Below are 14,473 nucleotides of genomic sequence, written 5' to 3'. Positions count from 1 at the left end.
TCAGCCGTTGACGAAGTCCTCACGGGCCAGGACGCCCGTGTCGGCGTTGTCGGTGAAGACCCCGTCGATGCCGGTCGCGAAGTAGGTGCGGAAGGCGCCGAAGACATCGCCGTACGCGTCCGCGTCCGTGCCCTTGCGGAAGTTCGCCGGGAGGAACGGGTTCTCGTTGCGCATGGTGTACGGGTGCAGGATCAGGCCGACGGCGTGGGCGTCCTTCACCAGGGTGGTGGGGGTGGTGAGGTTGCCGCTCGCGTCCTTCGGGATGACCAGGTCGAGGGTGGGGCCGATGCCCTGGGCGTAGCCGGCGATCTCGCGCAGCCCGGTCCGGGTGATCAGGTCGGCGACCGTGCGCGGGTCGCCCGCCTCGACGAAGTCCCAGGGGCGGGTGTTCGCGGCGGACAGCAGAACCACCAGCGGGTTGTCGACGAGCTTGTTCAGGCGCTGGATGCTGCTCGGCTCGAAGGACTGGACGATGACCGGCGAGTTCTTCCGGTCCTTGCCGTGCTTGTGCAGCAGCTTGGCCACCCGCTCCTCCAGGCCCAGGCCCAGCTTGCGGAAGTAGGTGGGGTGCTTGGTCTCGGGGTAGATCCAGACCTGCCTGCCGCGCCTGCGGGTCTGCTCGTCCTGCCACTTCAGGACTTCCTCGAAGGTGGGGATCTCCCAGCGGCCGTTGTAGAGCGTGTTGTGCGGGCGGTTGGCCGGGATGCGCTCGATCGCGCGCAGGGTCTTCAGCTCGGCGAGCGTGAAGTCCTCGGTGAACCAGCCGGTGGTGGAGACACCGTCGAGGACCTTGGTGGTCCTGCGGTCGGCGAACTCCTTGCGGTCGGCGACGTCCGTGGTGCCGCCGATCTCGGGCTCGTGGCGGCAGACCAGATGGCCGTCCCTGGTGGGGACCAGGTCGCCGGCCTCGACGATGTCGGCGCCGAGGTCGAGGGCCAGCTCGTAGGAGCCGAAGGTGTGCTCGGGGCGGTAGCCGCTGGCGCCCCGGTGGCCGATGATGGTCGGCACCGGGAGGCTGTGGAGCCCGCCCCTGGCGGAGCGGCCCGCCCCGGCGGCGCGGGCGGTGCCGGCCAGGCCCAAGACGCTTCCCGTGGCACCGAGCACGGCCGCGCCGAGCAGCGCCCGGCGTCCGGTCGTCCCGCCCGTCGTCATCCGCTCGTTCGGCTCCCACGCGTCCTGCGATCCCATTGCGGCCCTCCTGCCGTCGGTCCTTCGTGCGCCCGATCGTAGGGGCGTGGACATGACGGTCGGGAGACGTCGGCCCCAACACGCGGGTGACGGTGGATGGCAGCTGCGGACCCGGAGGTGACGGGACGTCGGAATGCCCGCGCGGGGGAGGGGGAAGGCGGTCCGCAGGGGCACGTTTCGCGCGGTCACCCCGCCCGTTCCGCGCAGGTGACGGGCGGGTGACGGTGCCGCCATCCAGGTAAACGTACGTCAACAGTGCGTAAGGCCTCGGTGAACCCGATGTGCATCACCCGGGGGGCCGCGAGTATCGTCCTCACCTGCACAGACTCATACCGTTTTTCCTTGGCATCGGAGGGCCCGTTGTCCCGCTTCGCGCTCATCAAGGCAGTGCTCGGACCGGTCATGCGCCTGATGTTCCGCCCCCGGGTCGAGGGCGTGGAGCACATCCCGGGCGACGGTCCGGTCATCCTGGCCGGCAACCACCTGACCTTCATCGACTCGATGATCCTGCCGCTCGTCTGCGACCGGCAGGTCTTCTTCATCGGCAAGGACGAGTACGTCACCGGCAAGAGCCTCAAGGGCAGGCTGATGGCGTGGTTCTTCACCGGCGTCGGCATGATCCCGGTGGACCGGGACGGCGGCCGCGGGGGTGTGGCCGCGCTGATGACCGGGCGTCGGGTGCTGGAGGAGGGGAAGGTCTTCGGGATCTACCCCGAGGGGACCCGCTCCCCCGACGGCAGGCTGTACCGGGGGCGCACCGGTATCGCGCGGCTGACGCTGATGACCGGGGCGCCCGTCGTCCCGTTCGCGATGATCGGCACGGACAAGCTGCAGCCGGGCGGGGCAGGGATGCCTCGGCCCGGGCGGGTGACGGTCCGCTTCGGTGAGGCGATGGAGTTCTCCCGCTATGACGGGATGGACCGGGACCGGTATGTGCTGCGGGCCGTGACCGATTCCGTGATGACCGAGGTCATGCGGCTGTCGGGGCAGGAGTACGTGGACATGTATGCGACGAAGGCGAAGGCGGCGTAACGCCTCCGGCGGTCGGCCGTCTTGCGGGTGGGGGCCGGTCGCCCAGTTCCCCGCGCCCCTAGAGACGCTGCCCGCGCAGTAGGTACCAAGCTGCCGCCGCCGTCGCCAGCAGGACCGCCGCGCCTGCGCCCGATGCGATGCTCAGGCCGTTCACGAAGGCCTCCCTGGCCGAGGTGAGCATGGCCTGCGCGTCGGCCGTGGGCATCCCCGACGCCGCCTCGACCGCGCCGCCCAGGCTCTCGTGGGCCCCTTGCGGTGTGCCCGGCGGAGCGGGGAAACCCCGGTACACGCCCGTCACGATCGAACCGAGCACGGCGATGCCGAGGGCCGCGCCGAGTTCGTACGCCGTCTCGGAGACCGCGGAGGCCGCTCCCGCCTGTTCCTTGGGGACCGAGGACAGGATGACGTCGGCGGTCACCGTGAAGGAGAAGCCGGCGCCGGCGCCGACCACGAGGAGGGCCGCGCCGAGGACCGGGTAGCCGGTCGTGGTGTCGATCAGGGTCAGGGCCGCGAGCGCCAGACCGATGGCCGCCAGGCCGCCGGAGACGACCGTGCGCACCGAGAGGCGCCGCGCCGCGCGGCCGGCCAGCAGACCGGCCACCACCGCGCCCACCGCGGCGGGGAGTTCGGCCAGGCCCGCCTCCAGGGGGCGTCGGCCCTGCACCAGTTGCAGGTACTGGGAGAGGAAGAAGACCAGCCCGGACATGCCGAGCACGGTCAGCATGTCGGCCAGGACCGCGCCGCTGAAGCCCCGCCTGCGGAACAGGCGCATGTCGAGCAGCGGCTCGGGCAGCGTGAGCTGACGGCGTACGAAGCCGTACAGCGCGGTGAGGCCGAGCGCGGCCGCCGCCAGGGGTTCCCAGGTCAGGCCGTGGCTCGCGGCCTCCTTCACCGCGTACACGACGGCGATCATGCCGATCAGGGACAGCGCCACGCTCATCAGGTCCCAGGGGCCCGGGTCGGGGTTCCTGGACTCCGGGAGCGTCTTGAGGCCGACCAGGACCAGGACCAGCATCACCGGCACGTTGATCAGGAAGGCCGAGCCCCACCAGAAGTGTTCGAGGAGAAACCCGCCCACGATGGGGCCGACGGCGGTGCCCGCCGAGGCGGTGGCGCCCCAGATGCCGACGGCGAGGCTGCGTTCGCGGGGGTCGTGGAAGAGGTTGCGGATGAGGGCGAGGGTGGCGGGCATGAGGGTCGCGCCGGCCACGCCGAGCAGGGCGCGGGCGGCGATCATCAGCTCCGGGGTCGTCGCGTAGGCGTTGAGGACGGAGATCAGTCCGAAGGCCGTGGCGCCGCCGAGCAGGATCCGCTTGCGGCCGACGCGGTCGCCGAGGCTGCCCATGGAGACCAGCAGGCCGGCGATGACGAAGGAGTAGACGTCGCCGATCCACAGGAGCTGGGTGCCGGTGGGGTGGAGGTCCTCGCTGATGTACGGGGTCGCGAGGCCGAGGACGGTCGCGTCGACGGCCACCAGCAGCACGGCGAGGACGAGGACGGAGAGCGCGAGCCAACGGTCCGGACGCTTCACCGCCTCGGTCGTGGCCGCCGGCTGCAGGGTGCTGGTCATGATTCCTCTCTCGGTTGTGCGGGTTGTCGTAGCGCGCCGCCGAGCAGCAGGCCCACGACCATGGGACGGAAGTCCCTGGGGGCGCCCTTGCCGGACTGCACCAGCCAGGCGCCGGAGGCCAGCAGGCCGTAGAGCGCCTCGGTGAGCCAGGCGGGCGTGAGGTCGATACGGAACTCACCGGTGAGCTGTCCGCGCCGGAACAGCGCGGAGATGCGGTCGTCGATGCGGGTCCAGCCCTGGTGCACCTCCTCGCCCTCGAACAGCTGGTTCTCGGTGTAGAGGAAGGCGAGGAGTCCGGCGGCGGGCTCGATCTCGCGCACCAGTCGCTCCACGGCGTCGCTCGCCGGGCCCTCGTCCAAGCGGGCCGCGTCCAGCGCGGTCTCGCACTCCTCGATGCCGAGCGACTCCAGGGCGCGGACGAGCGCGTCGCGGCCGGCGAAGTGCCGGTGCAGGGTGGCGCGGCTGATCCCGGCGGCCTTGGCGACCTCGTCCATGGTGGCGGTGGACTTGCGGGTCAGCAGGGCGGCGGCGCTGCGGAGTACGTGGTCACGGTCGACGGCCATGAGACAACCCTAGACCATTTGAGACATCATTGTCTCACTGGAGGCATGGCTGACTCACGTGGGGGCGTGAGTCAGGTGCGGTTCGGTGCCGTCGGCGGGGGGCGCCGGGGTCAGTGCCAGGGCAGGGCGGCCCGGCGGTTCCAGTACGTCTGCGGGTCCTCGGTCAGCGCGGCGAGCCGGGCGAGCTGGTCCTCGTCCAGGTCCACGACCGCCGCGTGCAGGTTGGAGGCGAGCTGGGCCGCGGTGGCCGCACCGGAGAGGACCACGCCTGCCCACGGGGTGCGCAGCACCAGCGCCAGGGCGACCGCGTCGCAGCCGAGGCCCGTCTCGGCGGCCACGGTCCTCAGCAGGTCCGGGGCGTGGGGGCCGGCGAGGCGGCCGTTGGCCATGCCCTCCTTGACGATCACCGTGAGACCCGCGTCATGGGCCTCGGCGAGGGCGGGTCCGGCCGAGGTCTCCAGGGCGTTGTACGTCGACTGGACGGTACGGAAGAGGGGCTCGCCGTCGACCGTGACGGCGAGGGCGGCACGGATCGCGTCCGCCTGGGCGGGGCCGCTGGTGGAGAAGCCCACGGTGACACCCTGGGCGGCGGCTTCCGCGAGCCTGGCGTGGAGTTCCTTGTCGGTGAGCGCGGGACTGTCCGGGGTCACCGAGTGGATCTGGTACAGGTCGAGGCGGTCGCCGAGGAGGCCGGCGGTCTCGGCGCGCTGCCGGTCGTAGGTCCGCACGCTGTGGTCCTTCACCTCGTGCGTCTCGGCGTCGGTCGACCAGCCGGCCGTGTAGGTGTAGCCCCATTTGCTGCCCACGACGACATCGTCGACGTCCGGCCTCGCCTTGAGCCAGTCGGCGAGGAACTCCTCGCTGCGGCCGTAGGAGCGGGCGGCGTCTACGTAGCGGACGCCTTGGGCGTAGGCGGCGTCGAGGAGGTCGTGGGTGCGGGCGCGCAGCGTCTCCACGCTGCGGTCCTCCCCCAGGTCCTCGTCCCGGCCGAGGTTGATGTAGCCGGGGCGGCCGACCGCGGCGAGGCCGAGGCCGATGTGGCAGGTGGGGGTGGTCGCTGTCGCCAGTCGTGCGAAGGGCATCGCGGGCTCCGTCGGGTCGGCTCCGGTACGGCTGCTGACCAACGTAACCCGCGACGCCCCGCGCCTCCGGGCTCGGGTGGTGCGGTGGGGTGGCGGGTGCGGGTGCGTCGTGGTTGTTCGCACAGTCCCCCGCGCCCTTACGGGGTTGCCGTCACACCTGCTTGGCGGTCGCCCAGGCGTGCTGGGCCGCGACGTCCGCCTTCACCTCGGCCAGCTGGACGGCGACCGCGCTCGGGGCGGTGCCGCCCCGGCCGTTGCGGGAGGCCAGCGCGCCGGGGACGTTCAGGACCGTGCGGACCTCGGGGGTCAGGTGGGCGGAGATCTTCGCGAACTGGTCGTCCGTCAGTTCGTCCAGTTCCTTGTTCTCGGCCTCGGCCGCCTTGACGCACTCGCCGGCGACCTCGTGGGCGACCCGGAAGGGGACACCCTGCTTGACCAGCCACTCGGCGATGTCGGTGGCGAGGGAGAAGCCGGCCGGGGCCAGTTCCTCCATGCGCTCGCGATGGACGGTGAGGGTGGCCATCATGCCGGTGAAGGCGGGGAGCAGGACCTCGAGCTGGTCGCAGGAGTCGAAGACCGGCTCCTTGTCCTCCTGGAGATCCCGGTTGTAGGCGAGGGGCAGCGCCTTGAGGGTGGCCAGGAGGCCGGTGAGGTTGCCGATCAGACGGCCGGACTTGCCGCGCGCCAGCTCGGCGATGTCCGGGTTCTTCTTCTGCGGCATGATCGAGGAGCCGGTGGAGAAGGCGTCGTGCAGGGTCACGAAGGAGAACTCCTTCGTGTTCCAGATGATGACCTCCTCGGCGATCCGCGAGAGGTTCACCCCGATCATCGCCGTGATGAAGGCGAACTCCGCCACGAAGTCACGGGAGGCCGTGCCGTCGATGGAGTTGCCGACGCTGCCGTGCTCGAAGCCGAGGTCCGCCGCGACCGCCTCCGGGTCCAGGCCGAGGGAGGAGCCGGCGAGGGCGCCCGAGCCGTACGGCGACACGGCCGTGCGCGCGTCCCACTGGCGCAGCCGTTCGGCGTCCCGGGAGAGGGACTGGACGTGGGCCAGGACGTGGTGGGCGAAGAGGACCGGCTGGGCGTGCTGGAGGTGGGTGCGGCCGGGCATCGCCACGTCCGGGTGGGCCTCCGCCAGGCCGACGAGGGCGTCCTGCAGGTCGGCGACCAGGCCGCCGATGATCCGGGCGTGGTCACGCAGGTACATGCGGAAGAGGGTGGCGACCTGGTCGTTGCGGGAGCGGCCGGCGCGCAGCTTGCCGCCGAGGTCGGGGCCGAGACGCTCCAGGAGACCCCGCTCCAGCGCGGTGTGCACGTCCTCGTCGGCGATGGTGCCGACGAAGGTGCCGGCGGCGACGTCGGCCTCCAGCTGGTCGAGGCCCGCGATCATGCGGGTCAGCTCGTCCTCGGTGAGCAGGTTCGCCTTGTGCAGCACGCGCGCGTGGGCCCGCGAACCGGCGATGTCGTAGGGCGCGAGCCGCCAGTCGAAGTGGACGGACGCGGACAGCTTGGCCAGGGCCTCGGCGGGACCGTCGGCGAACCGGCCGCCCCAGAGCCGGACGTCACCGCTGTTGCTGCTCACTGCGTTGCTCCTCACCGCTGCACTCAAGGTCATGCATGAGTATGCAGTGCATTGCATGATTCGTCAATTTTGGAGGGTTCTCAAGACTTTTGAAGTCACCTTGAACAACGGCAACCGCTTGCCCGTACTCACGCCTGAACGCTGGCGCCGCGTTTGTAAACCACTCCTGACCCAAGTGAGGCATCCGCATGTCCAGGGCTCTTCCCAAGTACAACAAGCGTCGTGTGGCGATCATCGGCGGCGCCGCCGCTCTGGCCCTGACCGGTGCGGTGGTCGTGAACCAGGCCCTCGCCGGAGAGTCGTCCAAGAGCAGCAGCACCAACGCCCAGACGCTGGCCGCCGGCCCCGGCACGATCGTGTGCCCCGACGTCGCCTCGAAGCTGCCGGCGATCCCCGCCACCGCGAAGGCCGAGGTCGACCGCAACCTCGTGCTGCTGCAGACCCAGATCCAGGAAGCCAACACCCGCCTGAAGAACACGGTCGGCCAGGGCGGCCCGAACTTCGTCCAGAACGCGATCCTCGGCCCCCTCAAGGACAAGCGCGTGGCGACCGTCAACCGCATCGCCACGGCGATCGGCCGCACCGCTGCCAAGCCGACCGGTCTGGACGCCCTCGCGCCCTGCGCCCTGAACGCGGGCGGCGGCGCGGCCGCCGGCAACGCGAACGCCGGCAACAACGCGAACGCGGGCAACGGCAACAAGGGCAACGCGGGCAACAACGCGAACGCGGGCGCCAACAACGGCAACGCGGGCAACGCGGGCGCGGTCGGCACGATCACCTGCCCGGACGTCGCCTCGAAGCTGCCGGCGATCCCCGCCACCGCGAAGGCCGAGGTCGACCGCAACCTCGCGCTGCTGCAGACCCAGATCCAGGAAGCCAACACCCGCCTGAAGAACACGGTCGGCCAGGGCGGCCCGAACTTCGTCCAGAACGCGATCCTCGGCCCGCTGAAGGACAAGCGCTCGTCGACGATCGACCGTATCGCCATCTCCATCGGCCGTACCGCCGCCAAGCCCACCGGGCTGAACTCGCTGGCCGCCTGCACGTTGAACAAGTGACGACGTGACAGGCGTGGTGGCCGCCCCGAGGAAGCGCCGGCCGGGGCGGCCGCCGCGGTGTGTCCGGGCACTCCGCCCGGACGAACACCTTCCCGGACCGATGCCCCGGGTGCGCGCTTTCGCGGGTGAACACGTTCCCGAATAATCGTCAGCCATGGGAAAGACCTACGAGCGCATCGACGGCAGGCTCCGCACCTTCATCGAGGAGCAGCCGCTCTTCTTCACCGCGACCGCTCCGCTGTCCGGCGACGGCACGGTCAACCTCTCCCCCAAGGGCCTCAAGGGCTCGTTCGCGGTGATCGACGAACGCACCGTGGCCTACCTCGACTTCGCCGGATCCAACGCGGAGACCGTCGCCCACCTGCGGGAGAACGGACGGATCACCCTGATGTGGTGCGCGTTCCAGGGGCCGCCGAACATCGTGCGGGTGCACGGCCGCGGGGAGCCGGTGTTCCGGGACGACCCCCGTTTCAAGGAACTCCTGCGCCACTTCCCCGGCATCGACCCGACCCCGCACGGACTGCGGGCGATCATCGTCGTCCACGCCGAACTGGTCCGGGACACCTGCGGATACGCGGTGCCCTTCATGACGTACGAACAGGACCGGGATCTGCACGGCAAGCGGTTCGCGCGGGAGGACGACGCCTCGCTGGACGCCTATTTCGGCAAGAAGGAGCACATCGCCAGCAGCATCGACGGCCTGCCCGGACTGCCACTGCCCCTGCCGCCCACCCCGTGAGCCTAGGTCATCGCCCCGAGTTCGACGGTGAAGGTCGTCGAGCCGGGGCTGCTCGTCAACGTCACCCGTCCCCCGTGGGCCTCCGCCACCGCTGACACGATCGACAGGCCGAGGCCGGTGCCCGTCTTGGTGCGGCGGTGGTCGGCTCGGGTGAAGCGGTCGAAGATCCTCGGCTGGAGGTCCTCGGGGATGCCGGGGCCGTCGTCGTGGACGCTGAGGCGGGTCGCCGCGGGGTCCGTCTCCAGGGTGACCGTGACCTGGGTGCCCTCGGGGGTGTGCAGGCGGGCGTTGGCCAGGAGGTTGGCGAGGACCTGGTGGAGGCGGTGCGCGTCGCCGGTGACGGTGACCGGCTCCTCGGGCAGCTCCAGGGTCCAGCGGTGGCCGGGGCCCGCCGCCCTCGCGTCGGTCACCGCGTCCAGGACGAGCCGGGTGAGGTCCACGGGGCGGCGCTCCAGCGGGCGGCCCGCGTCCAGACGGGCCAGCAGGAGCAGGTCGTCGACCATCTCGCCCATCCGGGAGGACTCCGCCGCGATGCGTTCCAGCGCCCGGGTCACGTCCGGCGGGACCGGGCCGGGGTGGAGCAGGGCCAGTTCGGCGTGACCGCGCACCGAGGCGACCGGGGTGCGCAGTTCGTGGCTGGCGTCGGCGGCGAAGCTGCGCAGCCTCTCCTCGCTGGCGTGACGTTTGGTGAGGGCGTCCTCGACATGGCCCAGCATGCGGTTGAAGGCCCCGGCCATCCGTCCGACCTCGCTGCGGGGATCCGGCTCGGGCGCCCGGGGCGGCAGGGCCACCTCGCCCGAGGCCAGGGGCAGTTCGCTGACCCTGGTGGCCGTCGCCGCGACCCGGCTCAGCGGGCGGAGCGACCAGCGGACCCACAGGGCTCCGGCCACACCGGCGATGACCAGGGTCACGCCGAAGACGATCCCCGCGACCAGTGCCAGGCGGTGGACCGTCGACTCCACCGGTTCCATCGGAAGACCGGTGATCAGGACGTCCCCGTCCAGGCCCCCGGTGGCCCGGACCCGGTACTCGTCGAGCGTGGACAGGTGGACGGTGTGGGAGTGGCCGTCGACCGGGACTGCGGCGAGGGCGCGCCGGTCGGCGGCGGTCAGGGCGACCGTGAGGTCCGCGGTCGCGGCACCGGAGGAGGGCACCACGGCCGCGTTGGTCACCTTGCCGTCCAGCAGCCGGACGCCGAGGGTGCCCGCCGACTGGCGGCGGGTGTCACCGTGCTCGTCGCCGTCGTGGTCGTCGTGGCCCACGGGCGGTACGCCGCCGTGTTCCAGGCTGGCCGGGAAGCGGTTGCCGACCTCGGCGAGCTGTTCGTCGAGGCGGCCGGTGAGGAAGCCGTTCAGGCCCACGACCGCGGCCACGCCGACCGCCGCGCAGCCGAGCGCCAGCAGGACCACGAGACCGGCGGTGAGGCGGGCGCGCAGGGTGCGCGGCAGCAGACGGCTCATGACGCGGCCGGCTTCAGCACGTACCCGGCCCCGCGCACGGTGTGGATCATCGGCTCGCGGCCGGCGTCGACCTTCTTGCGCAGGTAGGAGATGTACAGCTCGACGACATGGGCGCGGCCGCCGAAGTCGTAGGACCAGACCCGGTCGAGGATCTGGGTCTTGCTGAGCACCCGGCGCGGGTTGCGCATCAGGAACCGCAGGAGTTCGAACTCGGTCGGGGAGAGCTCGATCAGCTCGCCCGCACGGGTCACCTCGCGGGCCTCCTCGTCCATGACCAGGTCGCCGACGACCAGCCTCGGGCCCTCCTCCTGCTGGCGGGCCATGCCGGCGCGGCGCAGCAGTCCGCGCAGCCGGGCGACGACCTCCTCCAGGCTGAAGGGCTTGGTGACGTAGTCGTCGCCGCCCGCCGTGATGCCGGCGATCCGGTCCTCCACCGCGTCCCGGGCGGTGAGGAACAGCACGCAGACGTCCGGCTTCACCGCGTGCAGGGACCGCAGCACGGCGAAGCCGTCGGTGTCGGGGAGCATGACGTCGAGCACGACCGCGTCGGGCAGCAGCTCCCGGGCCGCCGTGAGGGCCGAGGCGCCGTCGCCGGCCGTGCGGATCTGCCAGCCCTCGTAGCGCAGGGCGCCGGAGAGGACCTCGGCGAGGTCGGGGTCGTCGTCGACGACGAGGACGCGCAGCGGGGTGCCGTCGGGGCGGGTGAGGGCGGGGCGGCCGGAGCGGGTGGTGTTCATGGCTGCTTCCAGGATCGCTCCCGGCCGGGCGGAACGGGCTCTGCGACCGCTCTGAGTTTCCTCTGAGTCGGCCGGCCGGGGCGGCCGCTCAGAGCGGTCTGAGAGGTTCGCCCCGCACAGTGGGCTGCCCGACCGGCGAAAGGACCTCCTCATGACCACCATGTACGAGCGGCGGGCGGCACCCCCGGTGGCGCCGGTTCCCCCGCGCTCCCCCGCGGGCCCGGTGCTCGCCGTGCTGTGGGCGGGGGCCGCCGCCGTGCTCGCCCTGTGGTGGTCCGGCACCGGCTCGGTCGTCGGGGCGGCGGGCTGGCTGACCGGGGCCGGGCGGATCGCCGGGCTGCTGTGCGGGTACGCCTGCGCGGTGGTCGTCGCCCTGATGGCGCGGGTGCCGCTGCTGGAGCGCCGGATCGGCTCCGACCGGGTGGCGCGCTGGCACGCGATGGCGGGCCGCTACACGATCTGTCTGCTGGTGGCGCACATCGCGCTGATCCTCGCCGGGTACGCGGCCCAGGACGGCCGGTCGATCGTCCACGAGACACTGACGGTGGTCCTGGACTACCCCGAGATGCTGAAGGCGACCGCCGGCACGGTGCTCCTCCTCGCGGTCGGGGTGACCTCGGCGCGGGCCGTGCGCCGCCGCACGGGCTACGAGTTCTGGTACTACGTCCACCTGCTCACCTACGCGGCCGTCTTCCTCGCCTTCGGTCATCAGCTGGCCCTCGGCAACGACCTCAACGGCAGGCCGGTGGCCACGGCCGCCTGGTACGCGCTCTACCTCGGGGCGGCGGGGCTGGTGCTGTGGTTCCGGGTCCTGGTCCCCGTACGGCTGAACCTGCGGCACCGGCTGCGGGTGGAGTCCGTGCAGCGTGAGGCTCCCGGCGTGTACTCCGTCGTCGTACGGGGGCGGCGGCTGGACGCACTCGGCGCGGTGGCCGGGCAGTTCTTCCGGTGGCGGTTCCTCGGGGCGGGGCTGGCGTGGACCTCGACGCCGTACTCGCTGTCGGCGCCGCCCCGGGCCGGGCGGATGCGGATCACGGTCAAGGCGCTCGGCGGGCACAGCGCGCGCGTGGCGCTGCTGCGGCCGGGCACGCGCGTGTGGGCCGAGGGGCCGTACGGCGCGATGACCGCCGACCGGCGGGGGGCGCCGAAGGCGCTGCTGATCGGGGCGGGGGTGGGCATCACCCCGCTGCGGGCGCTGTTCGAGACGCTGCCCGGCGAGGTCACCGTGCTGTACCGGGCGCGTTCGGCGGAGGACCTCGCGCTGGGATCGGAACTGGAGGCGATCGGCCGCTGGCGCGGGGCGAGGGTGCTGTACGCGCTCAACGGGCCCGGGGGACAGCGCCCGGACCTGGGCGCCGGGTCGCTGCGCGCGGCGGTGCCGGACCTGGCCGGGCACGACGTCTACCTGTGCGGGCCGCACGGCTTCGCCCGGGACGTGTACGAGGCCCTGCGCGCCGCCGGGGTGCCGGACCGGCGCATCCACCACGAGTCGTTCGAGCTGTGAGAGCCGTGAGTGCTGTGAGAGCCGTAGGAGTCGTGAGAGTGGTGAGGTCGTGGCCGTGCACCCGCTGAAGAAGAACCGCCCCCTGCGCCGGATCATGCTGGCGAGCGCGACCACCGTCTCCGCGGTGGTGATGCTGCTGGCGCTCAAGCCGCACACGGCGCCCGAGCCGGCCGTGGCGTCCCCGGTGCCCTCCGCCGGCAGCTCGGTCTCCCCGGGCAAGGGAAGCGCGACCGTCACCGGCGACGCGGTGCAGACCCGCTGGGGGCCGGTCCAGGTCCGGATCACCGTACAGAACGGGAAGATCACGGACGTGACCGCGGTGACCTACCCCCAGGACAATCCGCGCGACCAGCAGATCAACTCGTACGCCCTCCCCCAGCTGCGCAGCGAGGCGCTGAAGGCGCAGAGCGCGCACATCGACACCGTCTCCGGGGCGACGTACACGAGTGACGGTTACCGCCAGTCACTCCAGTCCGCACTGGACTCGGCGGGGCTCTGAACACAAAGCGGTCGAGGCACGTATCTCTGGGCGCCAGGGTCAAGTCCCCACGGAGGAACCGTGACCACCACGATCGCAGGCGGACGCGCCGCCCGCCGCCAGACGATGCGCCGCATCCGCCCGCGCCGATCCCCCGCCGTTCCGTTGCTGCTCGCCGTATGGGCGGGCGCGGCGGGCGTGCTGTGGCTGTGGTGGAGCAATACGCCGAACATCGCGGACAACGACAGCAAGATTCTCAACGCGGGGCGGATCACCGGTCTGCTCGCCGGCTATCTGATGGCGCTCGTCGTGCTCCAGATGGCCCGGGTGCCGGCGCTGGAGCGCCGGGTGGGCTCGGACCGGGTGGCGCGCTGGCACGCGATGAGCGGCCGGTACACGCTGTGTCTGACGTTCGCGCACGTGTTCCTCATCATGTGGGGGTACGCGCTCCAGGCCGGCAAGTCGCTCGGTGACATCGTCCAGCAGACGATCGACTCCATCAACCAGCTTCCCGACATGGGCAAGGCGGCGATCGGCACCGGTCTGCTGCTGGTCATCGGCCTGGTGTCGATCGGCCCGGTCCGGCGGAAGATGCCGTACGACACCTGGTACCACATCCACCTGCTGACGTACGCCGCGGTGTTCCTGACCTTCTGGCACCAGCTCACCACGGGCAACGAGTTCGCCGTCGAGCCCACCGCCAAGACCGTCTGGTACGGGCTGTACGGCTCGGTCACCGCGCTGGTGATCTGGTACCGCATCCTCACCCCGCTCCGGCTGAACCTGCGGCACCGTATGTACGTCGAGGCGGTCATCGAGGAGACGCCGGGCATCGTGTCCGTCCTGATCGGCGGCCGCAAGCTGCACCGGATCGGCGCGGAGGCGGGGCAGTTCTTCCGGTGGCGGTTCCTCGCGCCGGGGATGCGGTTCAGCTCCCACCCGTACTCGCTGTCGGCGAACCCGCGCCCCGAGCTGCTGCGGATCACGGTCAAGGCGATCGGCGACCACACCGCGGCGCTGCGCGAACTGCGGCCCGGTACCAAGGTGTGGGCCGAGGGCCCGTACGGCGCGATGACCGCCTCCCGGCGCAGCCGCGGCAAGGTGCTGCTGGTCGCGGGCGGTGTGGGCATCACGCCGATGCGGACGCTGTTCGAGACGCTGCCGGGCGCGCCCGGTGACATCACGCTCCTCTACCGGGCCAACAGCACCCAGGACCTGGCCCTGTGGGACGAGCTGGCGAAGATCGCCGACGAGCGCGGGGCGCGGCTGATGTACGCGGTCAACAGCCCCGACGGGGAACGCCCCGACATCTCGGCGGAGTCCCTCCAGCGCAAGATCCCCGACATCGACGACCACGACGTGTTCATGTGCGGGCCGAACGGCTTCGCCCAGGGCGTGTACGAGGCACTGCGCGGCGCCGGGGTCCCGGCCCGCCGTATCCATCACGAGTCGTTCGAGATGTGACCGGCACGACTCCCGG

At 71.7% G+C, this 14,473-nt stretch carries 13 protein-coding genes; 6 read left to right on the top strand and 7 right to left on the bottom strand.

The window, feature by feature from the left end; all coding sequences use genetic code 11:
- Positions 1 to 1,188 carry a glycerophosphodiester phosphodiesterase gene (locus U5640_RS36795; RefSeq protein WP_340382464.1) on the bottom strand — a complete coding sequence of 396 codons (1,188 nt, stop codon included), beginning with the start codon at positions 1,186 to 1,188 and terminating at the stop codon, positions 1 to 3.
- A 360-nt stretch (positions 1,189 to 1,548) separates the two neighbouring features.
- Between U5640_RS36795 and U5640_RS36790 the strand changes: the two genes are divergently transcribed.
- Positions 1,549 to 2,220, top strand: coding sequence for a lysophospholipid acyltransferase family protein (locus tag U5640_RS36790; RefSeq protein WP_055631585.1), 672 nt, complete (start codon positions 1,549 to 1,551; stop codon positions 2,218 to 2,220).
- 58 nt (positions 2,221 to 2,278) lie between these two features.
- On the opposite strand, the gene U5640_RS36785 is transcribed toward U5640_RS36790, so the two are convergent.
- The 4 genes from U5640_RS36785 to argH all read right to left on the bottom strand — a co-directional run bounded on the left by U5640_RS36785 (position 2,279) and on the right by argH (position 7,017).
- The gene (locus U5640_RS36785) at positions 2,279 to 3,790 is read right to left on the bottom strand and encodes an MFS transporter (RefSeq protein ID WP_340382462.1); all 1,512 of its coding nucleotides are present in this window, start codon (positions 3,788 to 3,790) and stop codon (positions 2,279 to 2,281) included.
- Entirely contained in the window at positions 3,787 to 4,353 is a 567-nt protein-coding gene (locus tag U5640_RS36780) for a TetR/AcrR family transcriptional regulator (protein ID WP_340382460.1), read from the bottom strand. The genes U5640_RS36785 and U5640_RS36780 overlap by 4 nt, the downstream gene beginning before the upstream one ends.
- Before the next feature lie 110 nt (positions 4,354 to 4,463).
- A complete protein-coding gene (locus tag U5640_RS36775; RefSeq protein WP_340382458.1) occupies positions 4,464 to 5,435 on the bottom strand; it encodes an aldo/keto reductase in 972 nt (323 codons plus the stop codon).
- 151 nt (positions 5,436 to 5,586) lie between these two features.
- Positions 5,587 to 7,017, bottom strand: a complete 1,431-nt coding sequence (gene argH / locus U5640_RS36770) for an argininosuccinate lyase (protein WP_340382456.1) — start codon at positions 7,015 to 7,017, stop codon at positions 5,587 to 5,589.
- Between the two features lie 188 nt (positions 7,018 to 7,205).
- On the opposite strand from argH, the gene U5640_RS36765 reads away from it, so the two are divergent.
- Entirely contained in the window at positions 7,206 to 8,075 is an 870-nt protein-coding gene (locus tag U5640_RS36765; RefSeq protein WP_340382454.1) for a hypothetical protein, read from the top strand.
- 154 nt (positions 8,076 to 8,229) lie between these two features.
- Positions 8,230 to 8,814, top strand: a complete 585-nt coding sequence (locus U5640_RS36760; protein ID WP_340382452.1) for a pyridoxamine 5'-phosphate oxidase family protein — start codon at positions 8,230 to 8,232, stop codon at positions 8,812 to 8,814.
- 2 nt (positions 8,815 to 8,816) lie between these two features.
- On the opposite strand, the gene U5640_RS36755 is transcribed toward U5640_RS36760, so the two are convergent.
- Positions 8,817 to 10,274 (bottom strand): ATP-binding protein, encoded by a 1,458-nt coding sequence (locus U5640_RS36755; RefSeq protein ID WP_340382449.1) that lies wholly within the window; start codon positions 10,272 to 10,274, stop codon positions 8,817 to 8,819.
- On the bottom strand, positions 10,271 to 11,011 hold the full coding sequence (locus tag U5640_RS36750) for a response regulator transcription factor (RefSeq protein WP_340382447.1): 741 nt from the start codon (positions 11,009 to 11,011) through the stop codon (positions 10,271 to 10,273). Before U5640_RS36750 ends, U5640_RS36755 begins: the two co-directional genes overlap by 4 nt.
- 151 nt (positions 11,012 to 11,162) lie before the next feature.
- On the opposite strand from U5640_RS36750, the gene U5640_RS36745 reads away from it, so the two are divergent.
- From U5640_RS36745 to U5640_RS36735, 3 genes are read left to right on the top strand one after another with little or no spacing between them, the layout of a single operon-like run.
- The gene (locus U5640_RS36745; RefSeq protein WP_340382445.1) at positions 11,163 to 12,515 is read left to right on the top strand and encodes a ferric reductase-like transmembrane domain-containing protein; all 1,353 of its coding nucleotides are present in this window, start codon (positions 11,163 to 11,165) and stop codon (positions 12,513 to 12,515) included.
- Positions 12,516 to 12,570: 55 nt separating this feature from the next.
- Positions 12,571 to 13,014 carry an FMN-binding protein gene (locus U5640_RS36740; protein ID WP_340385547.1) on the top strand — a complete coding sequence of 148 codons (444 nt, stop codon included), beginning with the start codon at positions 12,571 to 12,573 and terminating at the stop codon, positions 13,012 to 13,014.
- Between the two features lie 60 nt (positions 13,015 to 13,074).
- The gene (locus U5640_RS36735) at positions 13,075 to 14,457 is read left to right on the top strand and encodes a ferredoxin reductase family protein (RefSeq protein ID WP_340382443.1); all 1,383 of its coding nucleotides are present in this window, start codon (positions 13,075 to 13,077) and stop codon (positions 14,455 to 14,457) included.
- Positions 14,458 to 14,473 lie beyond the last annotated feature (16 nt).

This window comes from Streptomyces sp. SS7 (genome assembly GCF_037993025.1).
Taxonomy (GTDB): Bacteria; Actinomycetota; Actinomycetes; order Streptomycetales; family Streptomycetaceae; genus Streptomyces.
This window is presented reverse-complemented; position numbering and strand designations above follow the sequence as displayed.